This window comes from Demequina rhizosphaerae (assembly GCF_000971255.1).
Taxonomy (GTDB): domain Bacteria; phylum Actinomycetota; class Actinomycetes; order Actinomycetales; family Demequinaceae; genus Demequina; species Demequina rhizosphaerae.
Window position 1 is genome coordinate 1 of the sequence record NZ_BBMC01000013.1, and the last position, 25179, is coordinate 25179.

General features: G+C 73.8%; 28 protein-coding genes. 15 read left to right on the forward strand and 13 right to left on the reverse strand.

Annotated elements, in window-relative coordinates; translation table 11 throughout:
• A partial coding sequence (locus AOM07_RS13890; RefSeq protein ID WP_062314846.1) for an IS481 family transposase occupies nucleotides 1–763 on the forward strand: 763 nt, incomplete at its 5' end.
• Here the strand turns inward: AOM07_RS13890 and AOM07_RS13895 are convergent.
• Complete coding sequence (locus AOM07_RS13895) at nucleotides 760–1683, reverse strand: HhH-GPD family protein (protein WP_439644928.1); 924 nt, start codon at nucleotides 1681–1683, stop codon at nucleotides 760–762. The genes AOM07_RS13890 and AOM07_RS13895 overlap by 4 nt on opposite strands.
• A gap of 59 nt (nucleotides 1684–1742) precedes the next feature.
• On the opposite strand from AOM07_RS13895, the gene AOM07_RS13900 reads away from it, so the two are divergent.
• Nucleotides 1743–2369, forward strand: a complete 627-nt coding sequence (locus tag AOM07_RS13900) for a hypothetical protein (protein WP_156171955.1) — start codon at nucleotides 1743–1745, stop codon at nucleotides 2367–2369.
• Between the two features lie 21 nt (nucleotides 2370–2390).
• Here AOM07_RS13900 and radA read toward each other — a convergent pair whose 3' ends face one another.
• Entirely contained in the window at nucleotides 2391–3767 is a 1377-nt protein-coding gene (radA, locus tag AOM07_RS13905) for a DNA repair protein RadA (protein WP_062314849.1), read from the reverse strand.
• Nucleotides 3768–3865: 98 nt separating this feature from the next.
• On the opposite strand from radA, the gene AOM07_RS13910 reads away from it, so the two are divergent.
• From AOM07_RS13910 to proC, 3 genes are all read left to right on the forward strand, one after another.
• Nucleotides 3866–5137, forward strand: a complete 1272-nt coding sequence (locus AOM07_RS13910) for a hypothetical protein (RefSeq protein ID WP_062314851.1) — start codon at nucleotides 3866–3868, stop codon at nucleotides 5135–5137.
• Nucleotides 5134–5736: a TetR/AcrR family transcriptional regulator gene (locus AOM07_RS13915; protein ID WP_062314853.1), complete on the forward strand. Its 603-nt coding sequence runs from the start codon at nucleotides 5134–5136 to the stop codon at nucleotides 5734–5736. The genes AOM07_RS13910 and AOM07_RS13915 overlap by 4 nt, the downstream gene beginning before the upstream one ends.
• 73 nt (nucleotides 5737–5809) lie before the next feature.
• Nucleotides 5810–6655 (forward strand): pyrroline-5-carboxylate reductase, encoded by an 846-nt coding sequence (gene proC / locus AOM07_RS13920; RefSeq protein ID WP_062314856.1) that lies wholly within the window; start codon nucleotides 5810–5812, stop codon nucleotides 6653–6655.
• A 105-nt stretch (nucleotides 6656–6760) separates the two neighbouring features.
• On the opposite strand, the gene AOM07_RS13925 is transcribed toward proC, so the two are convergent.
• On the reverse strand, nucleotides 6761–7792 hold the full coding sequence (locus AOM07_RS13925) for an aminotransferase class V-fold PLP-dependent enzyme (protein ID WP_062314859.1): 1032 nt from the start codon (nucleotides 7790–7792) through the stop codon (nucleotides 6761–6763).
• Nucleotides 7793–7870: 78 nt separating this feature from the next.
• Here AOM07_RS13925 and AOM07_RS13930 point away from each other — a divergent pair, with 78 nt between their 5' ends.
• Nucleotides 7871–8749 (forward strand): LysR family transcriptional regulator, encoded by an 879-nt coding sequence (locus AOM07_RS13930; RefSeq protein ID WP_062314862.1) that lies wholly within the window; start codon nucleotides 7871–7873, stop codon nucleotides 8747–8749.
• Nucleotides 8750–9230: 481 nt separating this feature from the next.
• Here AOM07_RS13930 and AOM07_RS13935 read toward each other — a convergent pair whose 3' ends face one another.
• Genes AOM07_RS13935 through AOM07_RS13945 form a run of 3 tightly spaced genes read right to left on the reverse strand, consistent with a single transcriptional unit; the run spans nucleotide 9231 to nucleotide 12450 of the window.
• Nucleotides 9231–11054: a carbohydrate-binding domain-containing protein gene (locus tag AOM07_RS13935; RefSeq protein WP_062314864.1), complete on the reverse strand. Its 1824-nt coding sequence runs from the start codon at nucleotides 11052–11054 to the stop codon at nucleotides 9231–9233.
• Nucleotides 11055–11071: 17 nt separating this feature from the next.
• A complete protein-coding gene (locus AOM07_RS13940) occupies nucleotides 11072–11839 on the reverse strand; it encodes a polyphosphate polymerase domain-containing protein (protein WP_062314866.1) in 768 nt (255 codons plus the stop codon).
• Entirely contained in the window at nucleotides 11836–12450 is a 615-nt protein-coding gene (locus tag AOM07_RS13945; RefSeq protein WP_062314869.1) for a DUF4956 domain-containing protein, read from the reverse strand. Before AOM07_RS13945 ends, AOM07_RS13940 begins: the two co-directional genes overlap by 4 nt.
• A 179-nt stretch (nucleotides 12451–12629) precedes the next feature.
• On the opposite strand from AOM07_RS13945, the gene AOM07_RS13950 reads away from it, so the two are divergent.
• The gene (locus AOM07_RS13950) at nucleotides 12630–13313 is read left to right on the forward strand and encodes a response regulator transcription factor (protein WP_062314871.1); all 684 of its coding nucleotides are present in this window, start codon (nucleotides 12630–12632) and stop codon (nucleotides 13311–13313) included.
• Entirely contained in the window at nucleotides 13310–14740 is a 1431-nt protein-coding gene (locus AOM07_RS13955; RefSeq protein ID WP_062314873.1) for a sensor histidine kinase, read from the forward strand. The genes AOM07_RS13950 and AOM07_RS13955 overlap by 4 nt, the downstream gene beginning before the upstream one ends.
• On the opposite strand, the gene AOM07_RS13960 is transcribed toward AOM07_RS13955, so the two are convergent.
• The gene (locus AOM07_RS13960) at nucleotides 14726–15340 is read right to left on the reverse strand and encodes a TetR/AcrR family transcriptional regulator (RefSeq protein ID WP_062314875.1); all 615 of its coding nucleotides are present in this window, start codon (nucleotides 15338–15340) and stop codon (nucleotides 14726–14728) included. The two genes, AOM07_RS13955 and AOM07_RS13960, sit on opposite strands and share 15 nt — an antisense overlap.
• A 91-nt stretch (nucleotides 15341–15431) precedes the next feature.
• Between AOM07_RS13960 and AOM07_RS13965 the strand changes: the two genes are divergently transcribed.
• Entirely contained in the window at nucleotides 15432–16862 is a 1431-nt protein-coding gene (locus AOM07_RS13965) for a DHA2 family efflux MFS transporter permease subunit (RefSeq protein WP_082227354.1), read from the forward strand.
• A 26-nt stretch (nucleotides 16863–16888) separates the two neighbouring features.
• On the opposite strand, the gene AOM07_RS13970 is transcribed toward AOM07_RS13965, so the two are convergent.
• Nucleotides 16889–17317, reverse strand: a complete 429-nt coding sequence (locus AOM07_RS13970) for a cupin domain-containing protein (RefSeq protein ID WP_062314879.1) — start codon at nucleotides 17315–17317, stop codon at nucleotides 16889–16891.
• Nucleotides 17318–17377: 60 nt separating this feature from the next.
• On the opposite strand from AOM07_RS13970, the gene AOM07_RS13975 reads away from it, so the two are divergent.
• From AOM07_RS13975 to AOM07_RS13985, 3 genes are read left to right on the forward strand one after another with little or no spacing between them, the layout of a single operon-like run.
• The gene (locus AOM07_RS13975) at nucleotides 17378–17968 is read left to right on the forward strand and encodes a TetR/AcrR family transcriptional regulator (protein WP_062314882.1); all 591 of its coding nucleotides are present in this window, start codon (nucleotides 17378–17380) and stop codon (nucleotides 17966–17968) included.
• Entirely contained in the window at nucleotides 17965–18717 is a 753-nt protein-coding gene (locus AOM07_RS13980) for an ABC transporter ATP-binding protein (protein WP_062314884.1), read from the forward strand. The genes AOM07_RS13975 and AOM07_RS13980 overlap by 4 nt, the downstream gene beginning before the upstream one ends.
• Nucleotides 18714–19484: an ABC transporter permease gene (locus tag AOM07_RS13985; protein ID WP_062314887.1), complete on the forward strand. Its 771-nt coding sequence runs from the start codon at nucleotides 18714–18716 to the stop codon at nucleotides 19482–19484. The genes AOM07_RS13980 and AOM07_RS13985 overlap by 4 nt, the downstream gene beginning before the upstream one ends.
• A 13-nt stretch (nucleotides 19485–19497) precedes the next feature.
• Here the strand turns inward: AOM07_RS13985 and AOM07_RS13990 are convergent, their stop codons facing one another.
• Entirely contained in the window at nucleotides 19498–19989 is a 492-nt protein-coding gene (locus AOM07_RS13990) for an SRPBCC family protein (RefSeq protein WP_062314889.1), read from the reverse strand.
• Between the two features lie 56 nt (nucleotides 19990–20045).
• Between AOM07_RS13990 and AOM07_RS13995 the strand changes: the two genes are divergently transcribed.
• On the forward strand, nucleotides 20046–20810 hold the full coding sequence (locus AOM07_RS13995; RefSeq protein WP_062314891.1) for a putative protein N(5)-glutamine methyltransferase: 765 nt from the start codon (nucleotides 20046–20048) through the stop codon (nucleotides 20808–20810).
• On the opposite strand, the gene AOM07_RS14000 is transcribed toward AOM07_RS13995, so the two are convergent.
• From AOM07_RS14000 to AOM07_RS14015, 4 genes are all read right to left on the reverse strand, one after another.
• Nucleotides 20807–21799, reverse strand: coding sequence for an SRPBCC family protein (locus tag AOM07_RS14000; RefSeq protein ID WP_062314893.1), 993 nt, complete (start codon nucleotides 21797–21799; stop codon nucleotides 20807–20809). The genes AOM07_RS13995 and AOM07_RS14000 overlap by 4 nt on opposite strands.
• Before the next feature lie 3 nt (nucleotides 21800–21802).
• The gene (locus AOM07_RS14005; protein ID WP_062314895.1) at nucleotides 21803–22171 is read right to left on the reverse strand and encodes an ArsR/SmtB family transcription factor; all 369 of its coding nucleotides are present in this window, start codon (nucleotides 22169–22171) and stop codon (nucleotides 21803–21805) included.
• A 117-nt stretch (nucleotides 22172–22288) separates the two neighbouring features.
• Entirely contained in the window at nucleotides 22289–22681 is a 393-nt protein-coding gene (locus AOM07_RS14010; protein ID WP_062314897.1) for an FKBP-type peptidyl-prolyl cis-trans isomerase, read from the reverse strand.
• A 65-nt stretch (nucleotides 22682–22746) separates the two neighbouring features.
• Complete coding sequence (locus AOM07_RS14015; protein ID WP_062314899.1) at nucleotides 22747–23412, reverse strand: methyltransferase family protein; 666 nt, start codon at nucleotides 23410–23412, stop codon at nucleotides 22747–22749.
• Nucleotides 23413–23533: 121 nt separating this feature from the next.
• Here AOM07_RS14015 and AOM07_RS14020 point away from each other — a divergent pair, with 121 nt between their 5' ends.
• A complete protein-coding gene (locus AOM07_RS14020; protein ID WP_062314901.1) occupies nucleotides 23534–24805 on the forward strand; it encodes an ATP-binding protein in 1272 nt (423 codons plus the stop codon).
• Between the two features lie 19 nt (nucleotides 24806–24824).
• Complete coding sequence (locus AOM07_RS14025; protein WP_062314903.1) at nucleotides 24825–25178, forward strand: iron chaperone; 354 nt, start codon at nucleotides 24825–24827, stop codon at nucleotides 25176–25178.
• The last annotated feature ends 1 nt before the right edge of the window (nucleotide 25179 follow it).

Sequence of the window (25179 nt, forward strand, 5' to 3'; positions counted from 1 at the left end):
GATCGTGCACAAGCGCATCAAGACCAGGCGTGGGCCGGTCGAGATCGCCTCCCTCACCGGCGTGCCCGCATCGACCGTGTATGCCGTACTCAAGCGGTGCCGACTGAACCGGCTGTCCCACGTCGACGTCCGCACGGGTGAGGTAATCCGCCGCTACGAACACGACCATCCGGGCTCGTTGATCCACGTCGACGTGAAGAAGCTCGGCAACGTCCCTGATGGCGGGGGCTGGCGCTACGTCGGACGCCAGCAAGGAGACCGCAACCGCGCCGCGACACCCGGCAAGGCCAAGTCCAAGTACCGCGACCCCCTGATGCGGCATGCGTACGTCCACACCGTCATCGACGACCACTCCCGCGTCGCATACGCCGAGATCCACGACGACGAGACCGCGGCCACCGCCATCGGCGTCCTCGTCCGTGCGGTCGCATGGTTCGCCGCCGCCGGCGTGCACGTCGAAGCCGTGCTGTCCGACAACGGGCCCGCGTACAAGTCCCATGCCTGGCGCGACGCGTGCCGGGACCTGGGCGTCAAGCACCGGCGAACGCGGCCGTACCGACCGCAGACCAACGGCAAGATCGAACGCTTCCACCGCACCCTGGCCGACGGCTGGGCATACTCGAAGCACTACAACTCCGAAAAAGCCCGCCGAGCCGCACTACCGGCCTGGCTGCACTTCTACAACCACCACCGGCAACACTCCGCCATCGGCAAGGTCCCGCCCATCACGAGGTTGAACAACCTGCCTGGGCACTACAGCTAGAGCGAGCAGCGCCCCGTCGCCTCGTCGCGCGTCGCCAGCCCATCCGCGAGCAGCCCGTCGAGGCACCGGTCCAGCTGTCCGGGCTCGACGTCCGCAAGGGCCGCGTGCCCGCTGATGTTGAGGGGGGACGATGCGGCGCGCAGGAGCGCCATGATCCGTCCCCGGACCTGGCGGTCGGTGCCGTGCCACGGCTGGGTGCGGCGCGGCGCGTCCTCGAGCCCCGGGCACCCCGCCTGGAACCACGCGCAGGAGGAGGCGAGCGGGCACGCGTCGCAGCGCGCGACGCGTGCGGTGCAGACCAGGGCGCCCAGCTCCATCGACGCGACGGCCCACTCGGCGGCACCCGCGTCGTCGGCGGGCACGAGCGACAGCGCGTGCGCCCGCTCCCCGACCGTCTGGTGCGCGGCCGGCAGCGGCTCGCCGCGCCACGCGCGGCCGATCACGCGGCGCACGTTGGTATCGAGCACGAGCGCGCGGCCGTGGAAGGCGAACGAGACGACCGCCGCCGCCGTGTAGTCGCCCACGCCCGGCAGCGCGCGCAGCTGCTCGAGGTCCGACGGGACCGAGCCGTCGTGACGCTCGACGATCGCCACCGCGCACTCCCACAGCCGCTTCGCGCGGCGCGGGTAGCCGAGCCGGCCCCACGCGCGGATCGCGTCGGCCTGGGTGGCCGCGGCGAGGTCGGCGGGGGTCGGCCAGCGCTCCATCCACGCGTGCCACACGGGCTCGACCCGCACCACCGGCGTCTGCTGCAGCATGACCTCGCTCACGAGGACGCCCCACGGTGTCGAGCGTCCGCGCCACGGGAGGTCGCGGCCCGCGTCGCGGAACCACTCCCGCACCGCGTCGACCATCGCGACGGAACGGTCGTCGGCGCCGGTGTCGAGGCGCGCGGGCGCGTTCTGCGGTGCGGACGGCATGCCTTCATCATTCCAGCCGATCCGACACCTACCGTGGATGGCGACCGTTGGGAGGAACGATGAAGGGTCTTCGCGCACCCGTGGGGGACCAGCCGGCGGAGGTGTACTGGCGCCGCCGCATCGTCCTGCTGGTCGCGCTCGCCGTGATCGTCGCGCTGGGATGGCTCATCGTGAGCGCCGTCTCGTCGGACGGCGCCGAGCCCTCCACGCCCGCCGCGTCCTCGACGCCCGCGGCCAGCACGTCGCCGACCACGTCGGTGTCACCGTCGGACGAGCCCACCTCGGCCGACGTCGTGGCCTGCGCGAAGGACGCCATCTCCGTGTCCGTCGCGCCCAATCCCGCCAACGTGCCGTCCGGCAAGCAGCCGAAGTTCGACGTCACGATCGAGCAGGTGGGCGACGTGCCGTGCCTGCTCGACACGACCGCGAAGAACACCAAGCTCGTCATCACGTCGGGAGACGAGCGCATCTGGCACTCGAACGACTGCCCGGCCGAGGAGGCGCTCATCGGCAAGGAGTGGCTGCTCGACTCCGGCGACTCCAAGGATGTGCAGGTCGCCTGGCCCCGCATCCGCAGCGCCGAGGGCTGCGCCACCACCGGCGATGCCGTCGGCGAGGGCTGGTACTGGGCCGAGGTGACCGTGGCCGGCGTCAAGGCCGACCGCGTGCAGTTCCACCTCCAGTAGCCCCGGACCCGCAGGTCCCGTTCACTCGCGTGGCGGCAGCGCGAGCGCGACCGCCTGCCCCACGGACCCGACGGGGTGCACGCGCACGCCCGCGGGCACCTTGCCCGGCCCCGCGGATGCGGGCACGATCACGTCGGTGAACCCCAGGCGCGCGGCCTCGGCCACGCGCTGCGCCACCGCGGACACGGGCCTCACGGCGCCGGACAGCGCCACCTCACCCACGGCCGCCCAGCCCTGGCGCAGCGGCCGGTCCGCACGCGCCGAGGCGAGCGCGAGGGCGAGCGCGACGTCCGCGGCGGGCTCGGTGACCCGCGCGCCTCCGACGGTGGACACGTAGACGTCGTCCGCGGCGACGGCGAGCCCGACCCTGCGGTGCAGCACCGCGAGCAGCATCGCGACGCGCGGGCCGTCCACGCCGGAGGTGGCGCGGCGCGGGTTGGACAGCGCGCTCGGCGCGACGAGCGCCTGGATCTCCGCCGGCAGCGGCCGCTTGCCGTCGATGGTGATGGTCGGGCAGGTGCCCGGCACCGCCTCCGACTCGCGCGACAGGAACAGCCCCGACGGGTCGGACACCGACTCGATGCCGGCGTCGACGAGCTGGAAGCAGCCGACCTCGTCCACCGAGCCGAAGCGGTTCTTGAGCGCCCTCAGCAGCCGCAGCGGGCTGTGCTGGTCGCCCTCGAAGTGGCAGACGACGTCGACGAGGTGCTCGACGATGCGTGGCCCCGCGACCGAGCCCTCCTTGGTCACGTGCCCCACGAGCACCATGGGGACACCCCGCGTCTTGGCGGCCTGGATGAGCGCGGACGACACCTCGCGCACCTGCCCGACCCCGCCCGGCGTGCCCTCGACCTCGGACGAGGCGATGGTCTGGATCGAGTCGATCATCACGAGCGCGGGATCCGCGTCCGCGAGGTGCGCGAGCACCGCGCCGAGGTCCGTCTCCGCGGCCAGCAGCACGTCCTGCTCGAGCGCGCCGATGCGCTCCGCACGCAGGCGCACCTGCCCCGCGCTCTCCTCGCCCGTGACGTAGAGGACGCGGCCGCCCGTGCGCGCGGTGCGCGCGGCCACGTCGAGCAGCAGCGTCGACTTGCCGACGCCCGGCTCGCCCGCGAGCAGGATCACCGCGCCCGGCACGAGCCCGCCGCCGAGCACCCGGTCGAACTCCGCGACGCCCGTCGCGGACCGGGCCGCCGCGGCCGCGGACACCTCGGGGATGGGCGTCGCCGGGGCGGTCACCGCGGTCGCCTTGGTGGCGGGCCCGGCGGGCGAGGCGCCCGCCTCGATCACGGTGCCCCACGCCTGGCACTCGCCGCATCGTCCCACCCACTTCACGGCGGTCCAGCCGCACTCGGTGCAGCGGTAGCCGGGGGATGTCCTGCGGGTGGTGGTGGCCATGCGCCCACGCTACAAGCGCCCTCCGACAGCGGGACGATGCGGCGGGACACGCGCGCGGACGCACGATGCTGTCGGACCGCGCCCCTAGGCTGTGGGCCATGACGCGTCAACAGCCGGGCAGGGGCACGCCCGCGCACGGCCGCGAGCCGGGCACGATCGTCGGGGTCGCGCCCTCCAAGCCGGTCGCGCCGCGGCCCACCGCGGAGGCGCCCTCCCCCGTCCCCGTCGACGTCGACCTCGGTCACGACGACGTCGCCTCCCCCGTCCCCGGGCCTCCCGCGCACGAGGTCCTGCCCGACCCCCGCTCGCCGCTCGACACGGCGGCCGAGGCCGAGGCGGTCGTTGCCGCGGCTCCGCGCCGCAGCTCGTACGAGCTGCTCGGGGCGGCCGCCGCCGCCAACGCCGCGATGCACGCCGCCGGCGCGCCCACCCCGCTGGGAGGCGTCCCGCGCGTGACGCTGCCGCACCGCGCCACGGACGTCGACCTCGACCACGACGAGCCCGCATTCGTCCCCACCTTCGCGCCGGTGAACCCGCCCGAGGAGGCCGGCACCGCCGTCTCGACCGCCCCGCGGAGGCCCGCACCGGCACCCGCACCCGCGGCCGACGCCCCCGCCTGGCTCGCCCTCACGCACCCCGGCCCCACCGCATCGTCCGACGGCCCGCACGACCCGCCGCTGTACCGACCCCGCATGATGGCGGCCTCGTTCCCGGCCGTCGACGCGGGCGCCGCGGCGCCCGAGACCCCCAGCGCGTCGCCGCGCGGCGAGGACGGGGCGGAGCCGCCCGTCGCCTCGTCGCCACCGGCGAGGCAGCGCCGCGACCGTGCGTGGCCGCTCGTGCTCGTCGGGCTGCTGATCCTCGGCGGCCTGCTGGCCGGCGCCTCCTGGTACCTGCTGCAGGCGGACACCGTCGAGATCCCGGGTCAGAAGGTGCTGGTGCCGCCGGTGACGAGCGCGCTCGACCCGATCGTCGTCGAGGACCCGACGCCGTTCCTCGCCGCGATGCCCACGACGTCGGGGCTGTGGTCGCTCGTCGAGGTCCGCACGCCGGATCCCGCGAAGGACCGCGCGCTGCCCGACCGTGTCGCCGAGGTGCAGGTCCTCACGTACGGCGACGGCGCCACGGAGATCACCCTCGAGGCGCGCCAGCTGTACACGGAGGAGGACGCCGCCAAGGCGCTCACGCGTGCGGCGGGCAAGAAGGCCGAGCTGGTCGACGCGACCGTGGCCGGCGAGGTCGTCGGCGAGCGCGCCGTCGCCGAGGCGGACGGGCAGACCACGGTGATGTGGACCCACGGCAGCGCCTACTTCGAGGCCACGGGCCCCGCGGGCGAGGTCGAGGCCTTCGTGGAGACGCTGGGCCTATGACCGCGGCCGGCAGGCCACGCAGCCGCGGGCCTCGCGGCGGCGATGCGGACACGCGCGGCGACATCCTCGCCGCGGCGGCCGAGGTCTTCGGCGACAAGGGCTACGGCGCCGCCTCGGTCCGCGAGATCGCGCGCCGCGCGGACGTCGATCCGGCGCTCGTGCGCCACTACTTCCCGTCGAAGCGCGAGCTGTTCGTCGACGCGATCAGGCCGGTGCAGGCGGACGACCCGCGCGTCATCGCGCTCGCCGCGACCCCTCGCGACCGCCTCGGCGAGGCGCTGCTGCGCTTCTTCCTCGGCGTCTGGGACGAGCCGGAGATGGCCCAGCGCCTGCGGGCGGTCCTCGCGTCGGTCGCCGCGGCGGGCGAGCTGGGCCACGCGCTCGCCGACGTCCTGATGCGCGACATCCTCGCCCGGGTGGTGCGGGAGGACGATGCGCGGCTCCGGGCGGAGGCCTGCGGCTCGCAGCTCGTCGGGCTGGCGATGGCGCGCTACGTGATCCGCCTCCCCACGGTCGCGCACGCCCCGGTCGACGCGCTCGTGCCGCTGTTCGCCCCCACGCTCCAGCGCTACATCGACGGGGATCTGGACCTCGCCTGACCCGCCCGTCGCGCCCCTCGCGCGGGACGCCGCTCCCCGCGAGCGGTCGGGTCCCGCGCGATAGGTTGGGCGCATGAGCACCCACGTCTCCACGTCCGAGTCCGGCCTGCCCACCGTCGCCGTCATCGGCGGCGGGGTGATCGGCAGCACCCTCGTCTCCGCGATGCGCGTGGCCGGCTGGCCCGGCGCGTCGATCACCGTCGCGAACCGCGGCGACGAGCGGCGCGAGGCCCTCGTCGCCGCCCACGACGTGGTCGGCACCGCGGACGCCGCCGAGGCCGTCAAGGGCGCCGCCGTGGTGATCCTCGCGGTCAAGCCGCAGCAGATGGCCGAGGTGCTCGAGGGCCTCGTCGGCTCGCTCGAGCCCGGCGTCGTGGTCCTCACGGTCGCCGCCGCCCTCCCCGCATCGTTCTACGAGGAGCGCCTGCCCGCGCACACCCCCGTCATCCGGGTCATGCCCAACACCCCCTCCGTGGTGGGCCGCGGCGCGACCTCGGTGTCGCCGGGCACGCACGCGACCGAGGAGCACCTCCTGCTCGCCGAGAAGATCCTGCGGGCGACGGGCCTCGTGGTGCGCGTGCCCGAGGACCTCATCGAGGCGGTCACGGTGGTCGCGGGCTCCGCCCCGGCGTACTTCTTCGCGGTGGTCGAGGCCATCACCGAGGCCGGCGTCATGCACGGCCTCGACCGCGAGATGTCCTCGCTGCTCGCGCAGCAGACCTTCACGGGCGCCGCGCAGCTGCTCGCCGAGTCCGGCGACACCCCGCAGGAGCTGCGCCGCCGCGTGAGCTCGCCCGGAGGCGTCACCCTCGCCGCGCTCGAGGCGATGTCGAACGCGGGCCTCCAGGGCGTCATCTCCGCCGGCGCGAACGCGGCGGTGGCCCGCTCCAAGGAGCTGGGCGCGCAGCTCGCCGGCTGACGCGCCGCGGGCATCCATGCGCCGCGCGCGACGCGCCGCGGCCGAGTTCAGCAACGCCCGACGGAGCGTCGTTGGTCCGTCGAGCGCCACAGCTGAGGGCGCGGGTCAGGCCGGCTGCGCCACCCGGATCGCGGAGGCGGCGGCCTCGACGTCGCGCTCGTCGTTGTAGACGTAGAAGCCCAGGCGGGCGCGCCCGCCGCGGGCCGCGGCCTTGATGCCGGCACGGGCGAGGGCCGCGGGGTCGACGCCCTCGACGGCGACGATCGGCGACTCCCCGGCGGGCAGCCCCACACGCGCGCGGAACTCGTTGGCGAGTCCCACGCTGTGGCGGCCGATCTCCTCGACGCCCTGCGACGCGAGCAGCTCGAGGGCGGCGGCGCCGGCCTCGACGATCTGCCACGGCGGCGAGATGTCGAGGCGGCGCGCGGTGGCGCTGAGCTCGACGTCGTGGCCGTACAGCGACTGCCACGGCGCGTCCGAGCCGTACCAGCTCGCGCTCACGGGCCGCACCCACGACGCCTCGGGGCGGACCGCGGCGAGCGCGATCCCGCGGGGCGTGCCGAGCCACTTGTAGGCGCTCGCCACCACCACGTCGAAGTCGCGTGCGGCGAGCGGCATCCAGCCGGCGGCGTGGCTCACGTCGACGAGCGTGCGGGCGCCGCCGACGCGCGCGGCCGTCGCGAGCGCGGCGAGGTCGACCACGGCCCCATCGGCGGACTGGACCGCGCTCACGGCGACGAGGTCGACGCCGCGCGCGGTCTCCGCGACGATGCGGTCGAGCGGCACGACGTCGACGGTGAGCCGCGGGTCGTGCACGAACGGCAAGGGGACGGAGGCGAAGTCGCCCTCGGCGACGAGCACGCGGGCGCCGTCCGGCAGCGAGGCCGCGACCATCCCGACCACCTGCGAGGTGGTCGCCGCGAGCGCGACGTGCTCCGCGCGGGAGCCGACGAGCGCGGCGAAGGCCGCACGCATCCGCTCGACGGAGCCGTCGAGCGCCACCGGGTCGAGCGTGCCCTGCTCCCACGCACGCGCGGCGCGCCGCAGCGCGGTGGCGGTGGCGCGGGCGGGCAGGCCGTACGACGGGGTGTCGAGGTAGCCCGGCACCCGGCGGAAGGAGGCGGCGATCGGGAGCATGGATCTATGGTCGCCACGCCGCAACACCCACACAAGACTGCATTATCAACATCTAGACCTCGATGAGATGATGGTCCCATGATCGATGTCGAGCGCCTGCTCATCCTCCGCGAGGTCTCCCGTCACGGCTCGAAGGCCGCGGCCGCACGCGCGCTCCAGCTGAGCGAGCCGACGGTCGCGCATCACCTCCGCGCGCTCGAGCGGCGCGCGGGCGTCCCGCTCACCGTGCGCGCGGGGCGCGTCACGCGCCTCACGCCCACCGGACAGGCACTGCTCCAGCATGCCGACGCGATCGCCGCGAGCCTCGAGGACGCGGAACGATGCCTGCACCGCCACTCCGACCTCCAGGTGGGCCACCTCCGCATCGCGGCGTTCACGTCCTTCTGCGCGACCGTGCTGCCGCGCCCCCTCGCACAGTTCGCGAGCACCTACCCCGGGGTCGAGATCGGGCTCGAGGAGACGGAGACGGACCCCGCGCTGGACCTCCTGCGCGGCGGCGCGGCGGACCTGGTGATCGGGTTCTCGGACTCGGCGACCCCGCCGCCGGAGGACCTCCCCACCACCCCGCTGGGCCGCGACGAGTACCTCGCGATCCTGCCGGAGACGCACCCGCTCGCGTCCCGCGCCGTCATCGACATGGGAGCGCTTGCCGACGAGCGGTGGATCTCCGGCTGCATCCGCTGCCGCACGCACCTCGTCACGCACGCGGAGGAGGCGGGCTTCGTGCCCAACATCGCGTTCGTCACGGAGGACTACATCGCCGCGCAGCGGCTCATCGCGGAGGGCCTCGGCGTGGCCCTGCTCACGCGCATGGCCCTCGACGCGAGCCCGGCGATCCCGGGCATCGTCGCGATCCCCACGCGACCCGACACGTACCGCGACATCTTCCTGGCGCTGCCGCGGGACGCCGCTCCGGCGGCAGAGGCGTTCGCGAGCCTGCTGGTCACCGGGCTGTAGACGACCGCGAGGCCCCGGTGTTGGCAGTCACCAGGGCCTCGCGTGATGGTCGGGGCGGCGTTGGCAGCCGTCGCCCCGGGGGGGGGAGCCGAGAGGCGTCCACGGCCTCGCTCCGGACCGGCGGACCGGTCATCAGACCCGGAGCTCACCGGCCGCGGTCCAGTCGGGCCCTCGGGGAGGTGTCGAGGGCTGTCGACACGGGGTGGACAGCGGAGCCGGCGACCATGGGCGCCTCTCGGCTCAGAGCCCTGGGGGCTTGGGCTCATGACATCCATACAACCGTCGGTTGCTGGGAGAAGCCTGGGAGCGGAGCGAGAGGTCTCGGGGAACCCGCCCGCACCCCCGCGGACGCGACAGTGCGCACGGATCTCGCGGCGACGCACCGGGCGGAACCCCTGGAAGGGGAGGGTTCCGCGGCGTGTCGCAACGGATTCCGTGCGCACTGTCGGGTGGGGTGGGCGGCGGCTGCGGGCCGCCCGGGTCAGTCGGCCGTCAGGGTGCCGAGCTCGTCGCCGCCGCTCACCTGCCCGTCGGTGACGAGGCCGCCGAAGTCGTCGCCCGTCACGGTCGCGTCGGCGATCACGGTGTAGGTCTCGCCGGAGACCACGTCGGTGGTCGACAGCACGATCGCCTGCGCCACCTTGGAGGTGGTGAACGATGCGACGAAGTCGCCGTCCGCATCGGTCACCGTGAGCACCGTGCCCTCGGCGAGCTGCGACTGGAAGCCGATGCTCAGCACGCCCTGGCCGTCCGCGGTGGGCGCCTCGAACATGCCCGACGAGCCGGACGCGAGCAGCGTGCCGCCCGAGATGGTGAACTCGCCGGAGACGTCGACCGCCCCGTTGCCGCTGTTGGTCGGCCCCTCGACCACGACCGTGCCGCCGGTCATCACGGCGTCGCCGTTCGAGTCGAGGCCGTCGCCGTCCGCGTCGATGTACCAGGTGCCGCCGGAGATCTCGAGCTCGAGGCCCTCCTCCGCCTGCTCCATGCCGCCGCCCATGCCGCCGCCGCCCGCGATGGTGGTCACGTCGATGGCGCCGTCGGTGGACGATGCGGTGGTCGTGTACGCGGCGGTGGTCGCCGTCGTGCCGGTCGTCGAGGCGGTGTCGTCGGTCGACGAGCTGCTCGGCGCCGCGCCCGGGCCGCCGGACTGGCGGTCGCGACCGCCGCCCATGCCGCCGCCGACGTCGGCGCTGCCGTCGCCCGCGGTCGAGCCCGAGCCGGAGCTCACGTTGAAGCCGTCGTCGGAGGCCACGATGGTGCCGTCGCCGCCCGTGAGACGGATGAGGCGGCCCTCGAGCCCCTCGTAGGACTGGGTGATGTCGACGGTGCCGTCGGCGATGCGCAGCACGCCCTTGGTGGTGATGCCGTCGTCGTCCGCCGCGATCGTGATGTCGCCGCCCTCGACCATGGCCTGGTAGTACGCGTCGATGCCGTCCACGCCGGCGGTGATGTCGAGCGTGCCGCCGGAGATCCACGCGACGCCCACGGGCACGCCGTCGTCGTTCGCCATGTTCTCGTTGTCGGCCTTGAGCCCATCGCCGCCCGCGTCGACCGTGATGTCGCCGTCGAGGACCACAAGGTAGTCCTTGCCGCGGATGCCGTCGTCGGTCGCGGTCACGTTGATGGTGCCGGAGTCGATGACGAGGCCGTCCTTGGAGGTGATCCCGTCGTTGGCGACGCCGTTGACGGTGAGCGAGCCGTCGCCGGTGATCCACATGTCGGCGCGGGAGAACAGCGCGGCGTTGGGGCCGTCGTAGTCCTCGTCGGTGCTCGCGGTCGCGTCGGCGGCGTCGGACAGGCTGTTGGTGGACCCGTCGGCGAGCAGGATGATCACCTCGTCGGCGTCCTCGATGTCGAGCGCGCCGGTGCCCTCCGCGGTGATGTCGACGCCGTCGAGGATGAGGGTGACGTCCTTGTCGTCCGTCGCGACCACGACCTGGCCGGCGGACAGGGTGCCGCTGAGGCGGTAGACGCCGCCGTCCGTGATGGTGACGGTGTCGCCGTCGACCGTGTAGCCGTCGCCCGCGGCGGTGGCGCCGTCCGCGAGCGCGATGTCCACGGCGGAGGACTCGTCGACGTTCAGGTCCTCGTCCTTGACGTCGAGGTCCGCGTAGGTGACCTCGGTGAACTCGCCGCTCGCCGCGGCTGTCGAGGAGGTGCTGGTGGTCGAGTCCTCGCTCTGCGTGGTGCCGGTGGTGCCGGTGGCGGTGTCCTCGGTCGAGGTCGCCGCGTCGGTCGAGCAGCCGGCGAGGAGCAGGGAGCCGGCGAGGATGCCGGCGAAGACGGTGGTGGGCTTGCGCATGGGGAACGCCTCTCGGTTCAGGCCGCGAGCGCGGCAGCGTGGGTCAGGTGCCGGCGCAGCGTGCGGGACCAGCGGTTGGCCGGGAGCCCGGGCCGCAGCGCGGCGAGCGTGGTGCAGTACTTGGAGACGCGCGTGGGGCGCACGCCGCGCGCCCAGAGGGCCCGGTCGACGTCGCCGGCCCGCAGCGAGGACTTGGTCTCGACGATGAGCGCGCCGCCGAAGCCGATCCGCTCGCCGTCGGTGCCGATGCCCACGACATCGCGGTCGATCGTCACGCGGGCGCCGTCGGCGACCAGGGTGGAGCGCTGGTAGCGGGTGGTGAGGACCGGGCTGAGCCGGTCCACCGCGAGCCCGACCTCGGGGAAGGACGCGACGAACTCGCGTGCCTCGCCGTCGAGCTCGCCGCCGCGGGCGACGTCCTCGGCGATCCACTCGCGGTGCTTGACGGTCTCCCCCTTGGGGGACCGCAGCTTCACCTCGATCGCGCGGCCGCCGGTGTCGAGGTACTCGCGGGTGCGCACCTTGTAGCGGGACGGGCGGCGCCGTGCCGCATCACGGTAGGACTCGAGCTCCGGGGTGTCGTAGTAGACCGACGCGTAGCCGAAGGCCCGCTCGCCGTCGATCTCGAGGGCCCGCAGGCCGTCCACGGCGCCCATGACGTCGGCCCACACGGCCGGCGAGACGATGTACTTGCGGTCGACGCGGGTGAGCAGCGCGGCCTCGCTCTCGAGCTCGGCCAGGCTCACGGCCGGCAGCGCCGCCAGGCGCTCCTCCCAGGCGGTCATCGCGGCACCTCGGTGGTGGAGGGGCGTGCGGCGATGCGGTCATCGAGCGGGGCGGGGGCGGGGGCGTCGGCGTCGACCGTGTAGCGGACGTCGACCACGGTGGACTCGTTGAGGAGGTCGACCTTGCGGATGTTGATGCGGTCGATGCGCGCACCGAGCAGAAGCGACAGGTGGTTGCGGGCCTCCTCCTCGGTGGTGAAGGCCTGGTCGAGCACCATCTGCTGCTGGCGGCTGCGCGAGAACAGGCGCGGGTGGTCGCCCGCGAAGATCACGCCGAGGAGCACGGCCATGAGCGTGAAGCTCAGCGTCGGCGACAGCGCCGGGAAGCCGCCGAGGAGACCGAGCGCGATCGCGGTGAAGTAGTACGCGATCTCGGCGTGGTCCATCTCGGTGGAACGCAGGCGGATGATCGACAGCACCGCGAAGATGCCCATGCCGAAGCCGAGCGAGATGTCCGCGTTGGTCATCGCGTACGTGACGCCCATGACGCCCACGTTGATCGACAGGAACGCGACGATGAGGTCACGGCGCCGGTGGCGCGGGAAGTACAGGCCGAAGACGAGGAGCGCGACGGCGACAAGGTCCGCGGCGATGAAGGCGTAGTAGGGCATGGTGACCTCTCGGTTCTGGGGCGTCGGATCGGCGTCCTTGGCCGATGTTCACCTCGAGTTAACCTGCCTGACCTGGGAGAACACTGAGAGCAGGCACGGGGGTTGCTGGGGGCGCAGGTCCGGGCCCACGCCCAGGGTCCTCCCAGCAAACCGTGAGGATGTGCGGCGATACTGGGGCCATGGCTGAACGACGCATCCTCGTGGTCGACGACGAGGACAACCTCCGCATGATGCTCTGTGCCGCCCTCCGCTACGAGGGCTACGAGGTCATGGACGCGAGCGACGGCCAGGCCGGCCTCAAGGCCGTGCGCGAGCTGCGCCCCGACCTCATCGTGCTCGACGTGATGATGCCCGGGCTCGACGGCTTCGCGGTGACGCGCCGCCTGCGCGAGTCCGGCGACCGCACGCCGATCATCTTCCTCACCGCGCGCGACAGCGCGAAGGACAAGGTCGAGGGCCTCACCATCGGCGGCGACGACTACCTCCAGAAGCCGTTCAACCTCGACGAGCTGGTCGCGCGGGTCGAGGCCGTGTCGCGCCGTGTCGAGCACGCGCCCAGCGCCTCCGACATCTACCGCGTCGCGGACCTCGAGCTCGACGACGTCGCCCACCGCGTCACCCGCGGCGGCGAGGAGATCCAGCTCTCCCCGACCGAGTACAACCTGCTGCGCCACCTCATGCAGAACACCGGCCGCGTGCTGTCGCGCGGCCAGCTGCTCGAGGGCGTGTGGGGCTACTCGCGCGACGACGACCCGGGCGTCGTCGAGACGTACATCGGCTACGTGCGCCGCAAGGTCGACTCGCACGAGCCGAAGCTCATCCACACGGTGCGTGGGGTGGGCTACACGCTGAGGGTGTCGTGACGGCCCGCGCCGGGCTGACGCTTCGCTCCCGTGTCCTGATCGGCCTCGGCGCGATCGCGGCGATCGCCCTCGGCATCGCGTTCATCGTCACCGTGGTGACCCACACGTTCCTGGTCGGGCAGCTCGACGACCGCCTCGCATCGTCCTCCGAGACCATCGGCTCGCGGGGCGAGCCGCGGCTCGCCCTCGAGTGCGGATCCGGCGGCTCCGATGCGGCGGACACCGACGGCGACCGGCCGTCGGACGTGTTCCGCGGCTTCGTCGACCTCGCCGGCAACTGCTACGTCTTCTACACGCCGAACACCGTCGACGCCGACAACACGTCGCCGGTCTTCGACGACGCGACGATGCCCACGAGCGGCGCCGTGCACATGACCGTGCCCGCCTCGGACGGCGACGGGAAGTACCGCGTGCTCGCGCGGGCCACGAGCTTCGGCACCGACATCACGGCGCTGCCGATGGACGACGTCGAGGACACCACCCGCCGCCTCGTCCTCATCGAGGGACTCGGCCTCCTCGCCATCCTCGGCGGCCTCGTCGCCGTCGCCTGGTTCGTCATCTCCCTCGGCGTGAACCCCATGCGCCGCATGGTCGACGCCTCCAAGCAGATCGCCACCGGCGACCTCGACGTCCGCCTCGAGGGCGCGGGCCACGGCAGCGAGTCCGGCGAGCTCGCCTCGTCGCTCAACACCATGGTCGACACGCTCACGGACGCGCTCGACGAGCGCCAGCGCTCGGAGGCGCGCCTCCGCGAGTTCGTCGCCGACGCCTCGCACGAGCTGCGCACCCCGCTCACCACGGTCCTCGGGTACGCCGAGCTGTACCGCCGCGGCGCCCTGGCGCGCGACGAGGACGTGGCGGACGCGTGGACGCGCACCGAGGCGGAGGCCGGACGCATGCGCCGGCTCGTCGAGGACATGCTCGAGCTCGCGCGCTACGACGCCGAGCCGCAGCTGTCGCCCATCCGCCTCGACCTCGCGCACGTGTGCGGAGAGGTCGTGCGCGACGCGACGGCCGCCCGCGAGGGCGTGACCTTCACGCTGGACGCGCCCGAGCCCGTCACCATCGAGGGCGACCCCGACCGCCTGCGGCAGGCGATCATCAACGTCGTCACCAACGCGGCGGTGCACGGCGGCGACAACGTGACCGTGCGCGTGCGGCGCGACGATGCGGCGGCCCGGGTCGAGGTCGTGGACGACGGCCCCGGCATGGCCCCCGACGTGGCCGAGCGCGCGACCGAGCGGTTCGTGCGCGGCGACCAGTCGCGCACCCGCGCGACCGGCGGGTCCGGCCTCGGCCTCGCGATCACGGCCGCGATCGTGGCGGTGCACGGCGGCGCGCTCGAGGTCGACTCGGTCGAGGGCGACGGCACCACGGTCCGCATCACGCTGCCGCTCGCGGCGGCGGAGGAGTCAGCCGGCGACTGAGGCCTGCGCCTCGAAGCTCGCGAGGATCGTCTCGCACTGCTCGCCCATCGAGGAGCTGAGCAGCTCGAAGGCCCGCGGGTCGTCCTTGACGTCGGGCATGCGCAGCGCGAGCAGGATCGTGTTGAGCATGCCTCGCGCGAAGAACTGGGTGGCCTCCTCCGCGGAGAACCCGGCCTCGTCGCGGACGATCCGGTACACGTCGAGGAAGCTCTCGCGCGCCTCGGGCCCGAAGACGGGGTCCTGTCCGAGCCCGAAGAGGTGCAGCAGGGTGAGCAGCGTCCCGCGGTCCGCGACCAGCTCGCCGTACGCGCGACCGAGCAGCACCTGGCGCTCGAGGTTGCCCTCCTCGCCCGTGAAGCCGGCGATGATGCCGCGGAACGCGTCGCGGAGCCGCCCGGTGGCGCGGCGGGACACCTCGAGGAAGAGGTTCTCCTTCGACCCGAACATCCGCACGACGTAGGCCTGCGAGATCCCCGCCTGCTTCGCGATCGCGTCGGTGGTGCCTCCCGCGTAGCCCCGGTCGCCGAACACGACCGTCGCGGCCGCGAGGATCTGCTCGCGCCTGTCGTCGCTGGTCAGGCGTCCTTCTGCGGTGCTCATGTTGACAGGTTATCAAGCGATTACTAGCGTGTCGAACAGTAGTAATCAATTGATTACTCATCAGGCGGAACCGCCACCCTTGGGAGGGAACATGTCAACCACGTCACGCCGGACGCCCGTGGGCCTCGTGGTCCTCGCGGCGTCGATCCCCGCCTTCATGGCGAGCCTCGACAACCTCGTCGTCACCAACGCGCTGCCCGTGCTCGCCACCGATCTCGACGCGACGCTCGAGCAGCTCCAGTGGTTCATCAACGGCTACTCGCTCGCCTTCGCGAGCATGATCCTCATGGCGGTCGCGTTGGGAGACCGCTTCGGCCGCCGCCGCGTCTTCTCCGGCGGCGTCGCGCTGTTCACGGTCGCGTCGATCCTGTGCGCGCTCGCGCCGACCGCGGAGGCCCTCATCGCCGCCCGCGTGCTCCAGGGCGTCGGGGGCGCCGCGCTCATGCCGCTGTCGCTCGCGATCCTGTCGACCAACGTGTCCGCCAGGATGCGCCCCCTCGCCATCGGCATCTGGGGAGGCGTCGCCGGCCTGGGCGTCGCCGTGGGCCCGCTCGTCGGCGGCGCGGTCGTCGAGGGGCTGACCTGGCACGCGATCTTCTGGCTCAACGTGCCCGTGGGCGTGATCGCGATCGTGCTCATCCGCGCGTTCCTCGCCGAGTCCCGCGGCGACGCGGTCCGCCTCGACCTCGTCGGCCTGGGGCTGGGCATGGCCGCCGTGTTCGGCCTGGTCTTCGGGATCGTGCGCGGGAACGATGCGGGATGGACCTCGCCCCAGGTGCTCGCCGGGCTCGTGGGAGGCGCCGTCCTGCTGGCGGCCTTCGTCGCCTGGGAGCGCCGCGCGCGCGACCCCCTGCTGCCCCTCGGACTCTTCCGCGACCGGTCCTTCTCCGTCGCGAACGCCGTGGGACTCATGTTCTCGATCGGGATCTTCGGCGCGGTGTTCATCCTCATCCAGTTCCTGCAGGTCGTGCAGGGGAGGTCGCCGCTCGAGGCCGGCGCGATGACCATGCCGTGGACCATGGCCCCGCTGTTCGTGGCCCCGCTCACCGGCATCGTCGCGCCGCGCATCGGCACCCGCGCGCTCGTCACCACGGGCGTCGCGCTGCAGTCGGTCGGGCTCGCCTGGATCGGCCTCATGCTGGACCCGGCCGTCGCGTACGGCGAGCTCGTGCCCGGCTTCGTGGCGTGCGGCGTCGGGATGGGGCTCGTGTTCGCGCCCCTCGCCACCGCGGTGCTCGCCCACATGCGCGACGAGGACCACGCCAAGGCCTCGGGCACGAACGCCACCGTCCGCGAGATCGGCGTCGCGCTCGGCATCGCGGTCCTCACGGCGGTGTTCACCGGCGCGGGCGGCGAGCTCACCCCGACCGGCTACACCGACGCCGCGCAGACCGCGGTGCTGTGGGGCGCGGCGATCCTCGCGGTCACCGTCGGGGTCGCGACGCTGCTGCCGTCGCGCCGCACGGAGCTGGGTGCGACGCCGGCAGCCGAGGCCCCGCAGGGAGCGCTGCAGCCCGCCTGACCCTCACGCGCCGCGGCCGCCCCTCGTCACCACGGCGAGGGGCGGCCCTCGTCGCGCGTCGCGTCGTCGGGCAGGCGCGGGAGCTCGCCGCCGCCCGCGCGGATGCAGAACCAGCGCATCGGCTCGGCGCTGTCGGGGACGCACCGCCAGGTCCGCCAGACCCCCTGCCCGACCCGCACCACGGTGCCGGGACCGACGTCGACGACCTCGTCGTCGAGCGCCATCTGGCCGCGGCCCGCGAGGAAGACGTAGAGCTCCTCGATCTCGCGGTGCGTGTGCCAGTAGCCGGCCTCCTCGCCGGGCACGAACGCGTTCGCGGTCAGCCCGATGTACTGCATCGCCAGCTCGTGGTCGACCACGCGGCGGCCGTCGCGCAGCGTGTGCGGCTGGAAGCCGCCGTGGTGGGCCCGCCACTCGTCGAGCCCGCCCATCTCCAGCACCTGGTAGTCGCTCATCCGGGCACGCTATCGCCCGCACCGGTTGCGGAACAGATGTTAGTGACTAACACTTGAGTCATGACCACACGCGCCGAGGCCACCCGGGCCCGCCTGCAGTCCGCCGCGCTCGACCTGTTCGAGCAGCGCGGCTACCGCGCGGTCACGGTCGAGGAGATCGCGGCCGCCGCCGGCGTCAGCCACATGACGTTCTTCCGCCACTTCCCCACCAAGGAGCGGGTGCTGCTCGACGACCCGTTCGATCCCGTGATCGCCGCCGCGGTCGCCGCCCAGCCGGCCGGCCTCCCCGCGATCGAGCGCGTCGCGCGCGGGCTGCTGTCGCTCGTACCGCTGCTCGACCAGGAGCCCACGGCGTCCGCCCGCCGCGGCATCGCGATCGCCGCGCGCGAGCCCGAGCTCCAGGCGGGCATGGCCGCCAACACCGCGGCGACCGAGCGGGCGATCGTCGAGGCCGCGTCCCTGCCCGGCGGGGAGCAGGGCATGCGCGTCGCGGCCGCAGCGTGCCTCGCCGCGGTCACCACGGTGCTGTTCGCGTGGGCGCTCGAGGGCACGAGCCGGACCATCGGCGCCCTCGTCGCGGAGGCGGTCACCACCGTGGTGCCGGCCCTGGCCGACGCCCCGGTCCCCGCGTTCGCGGGAGCGACGCCGTGACCGCGCTCGAGCTCCGCGGCGCGGTGCGGGCCTACGGCGGCCTCCGCGCCCTCGACGGCCTGAGCCTCGCGGTCGAGCCGGGCGAGATCCACGCGATCATCGGCCTCAACGGCGCGGGCAAGACGACCGCGATGAAGGCCCTCGTGGGCCACACCCGGCTCGACTCCGGCGAGGCGCGACTGCTCGGCACGCCGGTCGCGGCCGCGGGCCCGTCCACGCTGTCCCGCCTGGGCTTCGTCATCGACCAGCCCTTCGGCTACCCCGAGCTCACGGTGCGCGACAACATCGTCCACGCGGCCCGCCTGCACGGGCTCGCGCGCGACGCGGCCACCCGCGCCGCATCGTCCTGGATCGCCCGTCTCGAGCTCGAGCCGTGGGCGGGGCGCCGCGCGCGCGGGCTGTCGCTCGGCAACCGTCAGCGGCTGGGGCTCGCGTGCGCGGCGGCGCACGAGCCGGACCTGCTCATCCTCGACGAGCCCACGAACGCGCTCGACCCGGCCGGGGTGCTGCTGCTGCGCGACGTCATCGTCGCGGCGGCGGACCGCGGCGCGGGCGTGCTCGTCTCCAGCCATCACCTCGACGAGGTCTCCCGCATCGCGCACCGCATCACCGTCGTGCATGCGGGCCGCGTCGTCGGCGCCCTCGAGCCCGGCCAGGCCGACCTCGAGCACCGCTTCTTCGAGATGGTGCGGGCGTGGGACGCCGGCCACCGCGACGACGTCCTAGCCCGTCAGGAGGCACACGCATGAGCACCGCGCTCGCCCTCCAGGTCGCCACGTTCTCGCGCTCGCTGACCGCGCGGCTCGCGACCGTGCTGCTCGTCGCCTTCCCGCCGCTGATGTCGGTGGGGATGGTGGCGCTGGCCCGGTCGGCGGACGCCGCCGGCCCGTCCGCCGCGAAGCTCGCCCCGTACCGCGACGGCCCGTTCGGGGAGATCGTCGCGGGGCTCGCGGGCCAGGTGGTGTCGGTGGTCGCGCTCATCGGCGTCGGATTCGCGGTCGCATGGCTCGTGGGCCGCGAATGGGCGGACCGGACGGTCGGCTCGCTGTTCGCGCTCCCCGTCGGCCGCGCGCAGATCGCGCGCGCGAAGCTGCTCGTGGTCGCCGCGTGGGCCGCCGCGTGCCTCACTCTCGCGGTGGCGCTGACGGCGGCGACGCTCGCCGTCGTCGACTCCGCCTCGCTCACCGGCGCGGTGGCGGCGCAGCTCGCGCGCGTGTGGCTCGCGGGACTCATGATGGCGGCGCTCGCGCTGCCGTTCGCGTGGGTCGCCGTCGTCTCGAAGGGCTACCTCGGCGCCGCCGGAGCGATCGTCGGCGTCACCGCGGCGAGCCAGATCCTCGCGATGGTCGGCGCGGGCGCGTGGGTGCCGTACATCGCGCCGGCGATGTGGGCCGGCGCGGGCGGGCCCGAGGAGGCCGCGGCGATCGGCCCGGCGTCGCTCGTGCTCGCGGTCGCCTTCGCGGCCGTCGCGACGTGGGCATCCGTGCGGGCCTTCGCCCGCGCGCGGCTCGACTGAGAGCCGAGGCCCCTCAGCCCTCCGCGTGCGCGTACAGGCGCTGCAACTCCTCGAAGTGGGCGTCCGAGTCGACGGCCTCCGGCGTGCCCCCGGCGAGGTGCACCTCGAGCCGGTCGAGGTGCCAGTGCCAGCCGGCGGCGATGTCGGGACTGTTGGGGTCGGGGCCCACGTGGTCGAACGTGAGGTACGCGCCGTCGCCGTGCTCGGCGATCGCGATGCGGACCTGCCACCGGCCGCCGTACCCGTCCCACGCGTACTCGAGCGAGTGCGGCTCCTCCCACGCGAGCACCTCGCCGCTTCCGCCGTCGGACATCGTCACCGCGCCGCCCTCGCGCGGCTCGAACTCGGTGCGGAAGGCCCAGGCCGCGGTGCGGTCGGGGTCGGTGAGCGCCGCCCACACCTCGGCGGGCGACTGCTCGAGGGTGCGCTCGAAGCGCAGGTAGTCCCCGTCGTCGGGCGAGAGGACGCGCCCCTCGCCGGCGGGGTCGATCTGGTCCGGGTCCATGCCTTCCAGTGTCCACGCTCCCGCCCGGAGCGCCACCCGAGCGGTAGCGTGCCAGCGTGACGGAGCACGATGCGGTGGCGCGGCTGCGCGCGGCCGGCTGCGTCTTCGCGGAGGACGAGGCCGGGCTGATCGCGGAGGCGGCGGGCGGCGACCCGGTCGAGGCGGAGCGCCTGCTCGCGCGTCGGATCGGCGGCGAGCCGCTCGAGCATGTGCTCGGCTGGGCCGCCTTCGCGGGGCTGAGGATCCCGGTCGCGCCGGGGGTCTTCGTGCCACGCCGGCGCACCGCGCTGGTCGCGCGGCTCGCGGCCGCGCTCGCGCCGCGGGACGGCCTCGTGGTGGACCTGTGCGGCGGGACCGGCGCGATCGCCGCGGCGATCGCGCACGCGCGACCCGACCTGCGCATCGTCGCCGCGGACGTGGACCCGGCCGCGGTCGCCCTCGCGGCCGCACTGCTCGGCCCGTTGGGCGCATCGTCCCTGCTCTCGGACCTGGACGAGGCGCTGGGCGACCTCGCGGGCACGGTGGACGTCGTGGCGTCGTGCCCGCCCTACGTGCCGACGGCGGAGATCCCGCTGATGCCGCGCGAGGCGCGCGACCACGAGCCGGCCCGCGCGCTCGACGGGGGCGCGGACGGCACCGCGCTCCAGCGCGGGGTGCTCGCCGCATCGTCCCGGCTGCTCCGGCCCGGCGGCTGGGCCGTCGTCGAGACGAGCGAGGCCCTCGTCGCGCTCACCGCGGAGGCGGCGGGCGACGAGGGCCTCGAGGCGACGGTCGAGCGCGACGAACCGCTCGGCGCGACGGTGGTGGTCGCGAGGCGCTAGACGCCGACGAGCTCCGACTCGAGGCGCGCGTAGCTGGCCTCCATGCCGTCGGTCATGCCGGTCGCGAGGACCATGTCGCGGACCTCGGCGCTGGGGTAGGTGATGACCACCGTGAGCAGCGTGGTGCCGTCCTCGCGCGGCGTGAGCGTGAGCTCGTTGGTGGTGCCGGGCCCCTCCATGCCGATCATGCGCTCCGAGGTGACCTCGCGATGCGGGGGGTTGGACTCGAGCAGCTCGCCCTCGAAGCCGAACGGCGGCGCGCCGTCCGCGGGGCCGCCGGGGACGGGCGCCCACTCGAAGCGGTACGCGTCGCCCACCTTCTCGGCGGCGGTCGCGACCGGCATCGTCCACCCGTCGGGCCCGAGCATCCAGCGCTTGAGCAGCTCCGGCTCGTGGTGGGCCCGCCATACCTGCTCGACGGTGCCGCGGATGACGCGGGACACGCGCACCTGGGTGTCGGACAGGATCTGGGAGACGGCGCCGCGGCCTGCCGCGAAGGCCTCAAGGTCCGCGAGCACGGCGTCCATCTGACCCATGGCCTCGCGCATGCCCTCCTCCATGCCCATGCCGATGAGCTGCTCGAGCTCCTCCGCGGAGCCGAACCAGGTGGTGTTGACGAGGCGCGACCCCTCGGGCGTCTCGCTGAACTCGAAGGTCATGCGCATGCGCGGCATGTCCGGGTTCGCGGAGCCGTCGGGCTGGGCGAAGCCGTCGATCACCTCGAAGGATCGAGGCGCGTCGACCGTGAGGAACTCCCAGAACCCGGCGGGCGAGTCGCCGTCGGGCCCACGCATCAGGTACTGCGACCGGCCGCCGACGACCATGTCGTGCCGGGTGAAGGTGGCCGGGTACGTGGGCGGGCCCCAGAAGCGCTCGAGCTCGCGGGGATCGGCGAAGGCGTCCCAGAGGCGCTGGACGGGGACCGCGAAGTCGGCGGTCACCGTCATGGTGAGGGCCTCGGGGTCCTTGGTGACGGACGTGATGGGCATGGCTCACTCCTGTTCGGGAGCAGATGGGGACGGAGGCCCGGGCTCCGCGAGGAGCGCGTCGAGCCGGTCGATGCGAGCGCGCCACAGCCGCTCGTACCGGTCGAGCAGGGCCTGGACCCTGCGGATCTTGTCGGGGTTGCCGCGGACCAGCCGTTCGCGGCCGCGGTTCTGCTTGGTCACGAGTCCCGCCCTCTCGAGCACCGCGACGTGCTTCTGCACGGCCGCGAAGGACATGTCGTACCGGTCCGCGAGAGCGCTGACGGACTGCTCCCCGGTGAGGACGCGCTCGACAATGTCGCGGCGCGTCGCGTCCGCCAGGGCCCGGAAGATCCGGTCGACCTCGGCGTCCGACAGGTCAATTTCTACAACCATTTGGTTGTACGTTAACCCCGGGGGTGCGCCGGCGCAACCCCCGGGAACGCATCGGGACGCTCAGCCCCGCGCGATCGCGGGGGCGGAGCGTCCCGAATGTGGACGGCGGGCTCGCGGTCAGCGCGCCTCGAGCACGTCCACGGTGAACACCAGCGTGGAGCCGGCGGGGATGGGACCCATCGGGCGGAAGCCGTAGCCCGACTCCGGCGGCACCACGAGCAGCAGCTTCGAGCCGACCGGCTGCCCGACGATCCCGTCGACCCAGCCGTCGATGAGCGAGCCGTACGCGATGGGGAACGAGATGGACTCGCCCCGGTCCCACGACGAGTCGAACTTCGCGCCGTCCCACAGCCAGCCGCTGTAGTGCACCGTGATGTGCTGGCCCTCGGCGACGGCCGGGCCGTCGCCCGCCTCGTGGACCTCGACGACGAGCTCCTCGGGCTTCTCGGCGCCGGTGAAGTCGATGCTCGGCGCACCGTTCGCGTCGCGGGTGATCGTGGGCAGCGTCATGGTCGCTCCTTCGGTTGCATGGTTCCCCGACAGCCTACGGCGGCCGAACCGGCCGGGGCGCGGCGTCACCACAGCCAGGGGATCAGCCTCTTCGTCTCCCACGCGTACGCGCGGAACGCGTCGCCGTAGTGGTCCTCGAGGTGCGCATCGAGGCGCGGGATGTGCATGAACGCGAACATCGCGGCCATCATCACCGGAGCGAGCAGCGGCCACCAGCCGCCGGCGACGATGGCGAAGCCCGTGAAGAGCACCACGTCGCCGAGGTAGTTGGGGTGGATCACGAGCGAGAACAGCCCGCCGGTGTAGAGCACGCCGCGGTGCGCGGGGTTGCGCTTGAACCGGCGCCGCTGCTCCTCGGACCACGTGTTGAGCCACGAGCCGAGCGCGTAGAGGATCACGCCGCACCACACCACCCAGTCGACCGGCGCCTCCGTCGTGCCGCCGAACCACGCCATCGTCAGCTGCAGGATCACCACCCACGGCCCAACCGCGAGCGCCTCGGACCACGGGAACGGCCGCTTCACCATGACGTACTGGGTGACGAGCAGGCGGACCAGGTAGACGACCGCGAGGATCCCGACGAGCCAGCGGCGCAGGGGGCTCGCGACCGGGAGGTCGCCTCCGAACCACTCGTGCACGCCGAAGGACAGGAACGAGAGGCTCGCCGCGACGGCGCCGACGTGGAGCACCGTGACGAGGGCCTTGGGTCCGGACGATGCGGTGGGCGCCATGCCTCCACCCTGGCGGGACCCGACCCGCGGCACAACCGGGCCGCGCGAAGCCCTCGCCGCCGCATACCCCCCTGGGGTAGCGTCGAACCGTCCCCGGTACGACGACGTGCAAGGAGGAGCCATGCCCACGTGGCGGATCCGTGACGCCCACGCCGAGGACCTCGAGTCCGTCGTGAGGCTGTGGGAGCAGTCGCGCGCGTCCGGCGTCGAGCCGGTGTACGCGCTCGCGGAGGTGCTCACCTCCGCCGCCGAGGACATCGCGGTGGTCGCGACCGTGCAGGAGGAGATCGTCGGCGCGGCCGTGGCGCGCCGCGCCCACAACCAGGCGTGGATCGTGTTCCACGGGGTGGACGACGCGTGGCACGGCCGCGGCATCGGCCCGGGCCTGCTCGCGGCCGTCGAGACGCGCGTCGCGGAGGCCGGGCCCACCACGCTGTCCGCCCTGGTGCCGGCCGAGCAGACCCATCTCGACGCGTTCCGCGATGCGGGCTTCGCGGAGAAGAAGGCGGTCCGCTACCTCGAGCGCCGGATCCGGGTGCAGCGCGAGGAGATGGCGCTGCTCGAGGAGCTGGGCGGCCGGGTGCTGCCCCGCGGGCTGTGGGACGGGGTCGCCGGCATGCGGCACGAGAAGGCGCTGATCGAGAAGCGGCTGGTGCTGCCCCTCGCGGAGCCGGCGCTCGCCGACCGCTTCGGCGTCGCGCCGCCGCGCGCGGTGGTGATGTTCGGCCCGCCCGGCACCGGCAAGACCACGTTCGCCAAGGCGATCGCGTCCCGGCTGGACTGGTCCTTCGTCGAGGTGTTCCCGTCGCGCCTCGCGGCGGACCCGGCGGGCCTCGCCGGGGCGCTGCGGGACACCTTCCACCAGATCGCGGAGCTCGAGCACGCGGTCGTGCTCATCGACGAGGTCGAGGAGATCGCGTCGCACCGTCGCGGCGACCCGCCGTCGCCGCTGCAGGGCGTGACGAACGAGCTGCTCAAGCTCATCCCCGCGTTCCGCGACCGCCCTGACCGCCTGCTCGTGTGCGCGACGAACTTCATCCGCTCGCTCGACTCCGCGTTCCTGCGCCACGGCCGCTTCGACTACGTCATCCCCATCGGCCTGCCCGACGGGGAGGCGCGCACCGCGATCTGGGGCCGGTTCATCCCGCCCGCGGCCGCGGACGTCGACGTCGCGGCGGTCGTGGACGCCTCCGAGGGCTTCACTCCGGCCGACATCGAGTTCGCGGCGCGGCGCGCCAACCAGGCGGCGCTCGAGTCGGCGGTCGACGGCGGCGACGGCGGCGGGCCGACCACCGCGCACTACCTCGCGGCCGTGTCCGCGACGCGCGCGACCGTGTCCGAGCAGGTCGTCGGGGAGTTCGAGGAGGACATCGAGGCCTTCGCGCGCATATGACCCGGCGTAGCCTGGCACGGTGACCGCCGCGGAGATCGATGCCTACCTCGCCGCCCTCGACGAGCCCCACCGCACCACGCTGACGCAGTTGCGCGAGCTGCTCGCCGAGCTGCTGCCCGGCGCCGACCAGGGGCTGTCGTACGCCGTCCCGGTCTTCAAGCGCGACGGTACGAGGGTCGCCGGATTCTCGGCCGCCGCCCGGCACGTGAGCTACCTGCCGCACTCGGGCACGCTGCTGGCGTCGATCGACCCCGCGCTGCTCGACGGCTACGGCTGGTCCAAGGGTGCGCTCCGGCTCCCGCCGGACGCGCCTCCGCCACGCGCGCTCATCGAGACGCTCGTGGCGGCCCGCCTCGACGAGATCGGAGCCTGAG

What these genes read in the sequence shown, in the direction of transcription:
- AOM07_RS13915 (WP_062314853.1), top strand. Translation starts at nt 5,134, where the DNA reads ATGACCGCGGCCGGCAGGCCACGCAGCCGCGGGCCTCGCGGCGGCGAT.
- AOM07_RS13925 (WP_062314859.1), bottom strand. Translation starts at nt 7,792, where the DNA reads ATGCTCCCGATCGCCGCCTCCTTCCGCCGGGTGCCGGGCTACCTCGAC.
- AOM07_RS13990 (WP_062314889.1), bottom strand. Translation starts at nt 19,989, where the DNA reads ATGGACCCGGACCAGATCGACCCCGCCGGCGAGGGGCGCGTCCTCTCG.
- AOM07_RS13930 (WP_062314862.1), top strand. Translation starts at nt 7,871, where the DNA reads ATGATCGATGTCGAGCGCCTGCTCATCCTCCGCGAGGTCTCCCGTCAC.
- AOM07_RS13895 (WP_439644928.1), bottom strand. Translation starts at nt 1,683, where the DNA reads ATGCCGTCCGCACCGCAGAACGCGCCCGCGCGCCTCGACACCGGCGCC.
- proC (WP_062314856.1), top strand. Translation starts at nt 5,810, where the DNA reads ATGAGCACCCACGTCTCCACGTCCGAGTCCGGCCTGCCCACCGTCGCC.
- AOM07_RS13945 (WP_062314869.1), bottom strand. Translation starts at nt 12,450, where the DNA reads ATGCCCTACTACGCCTTCATCGCCGCGGACCTTGTCGCCGTCGCGCTC.
- AOM07_RS14000 (WP_062314893.1), bottom strand. Translation starts at nt 21,799, where the DNA reads ATGCCCATCACGTCCGTCACCAAGGACCCCGAGGCCCTCACCATGACG.
- AOM07_RS13975 (WP_062314882.1), top strand. Translation starts at nt 17,378, where the DNA reads ATGACCACACGCGCCGAGGCCACCCGGGCCCGCCTGCAGTCCGCCGCG.
- AOM07_RS13935 (WP_062314864.1), bottom strand. Translation starts at nt 11,054, where the DNA reads ATGCGCAAGCCCACCACCGTCTTCGCCGGCATCCTCGCCGGCTCCCTG.
- AOM07_RS13985 (WP_062314887.1), top strand. Translation starts at nt 18,714, where the DNA reads ATGAGCACCGCGCTCGCCCTCCAGGTCGCCACGTTCTCGCGCTCGCTG.
- AOM07_RS14005 (WP_062314895.1), bottom strand. Translation starts at nt 22,171, where the DNA reads ATGGTTGTAGAAATTGACCTGTCGGACGCCGAGGTCGACCGGATCTTC.
- AOM07_RS13960 (WP_062314875.1), bottom strand. Translation starts at nt 15,340, where the DNA reads ATGAGCACCGCAGAAGGACGCCTGACCAGCGACGACAGGCGCGAGCAG.
- AOM07_RS13965 (WP_082227354.1), top strand. Translation starts at nt 15,432, where the DNA reads ATGTCAACCACGTCACGCCGGACGCCCGTGGGCCTCGTGGTCCTCGCG.
- AOM07_RS14010 (WP_062314897.1), bottom strand. Translation starts at nt 22,681, where the DNA reads ATGACGCTGCCCACGATCACCCGCGACGCGAACGGTGCGCCGAGCATC.
- AOM07_RS14020 (WP_062314901.1), top strand. Translation starts at nt 23,534, where the DNA reads ATGCCCACGTGGCGGATCCGTGACGCCCACGCCGAGGACCTCGAGTCC.
- AOM07_RS14015 (WP_062314899.1), bottom strand. Translation starts at nt 23,412, where the DNA reads ATGGCGCCCACCGCATCGTCCGGACCCAAGGCCCTCGTCACGGTGCTC.
- radA (WP_062314849.1), bottom strand. Translation starts at nt 3,767, where the DNA reads ATGGCCACCACCACCCGCAGGACATCCCCCGGCTACCGCTGCACCGAG.
- AOM07_RS13910 (WP_062314851.1), top strand. Translation starts at nt 3,866, where the DNA reads ATGACGCGTCAACAGCCGGGCAGGGGCACGCCCGCGCACGGCCGCGAG.
- AOM07_RS13970 (WP_062314879.1), bottom strand. Translation starts at nt 17,317, where the DNA reads ATGAGCGACTACCAGGTGCTGGAGATGGGCGGGCTCGACGAGTGGCGG.
- AOM07_RS13940 (WP_062314866.1), bottom strand. Translation starts at nt 11,839, where the DNA reads ATGACCGCCTGGGAGGAGCGCCTGGCGGCGCTGCCGGCCGTGAGCCTG.
- AOM07_RS13950 (WP_062314871.1), top strand. Translation starts at nt 12,630, where the DNA reads ATGGCTGAACGACGCATCCTCGTGGTCGACGACGAGGACAACCTCCGC.
- AOM07_RS13900 (WP_156171955.1), top strand. Translation starts at nt 1,743, where the DNA reads ATGAAGGGTCTTCGCGCACCCGTGGGGGACCAGCCGGCGGAGGTGTAC.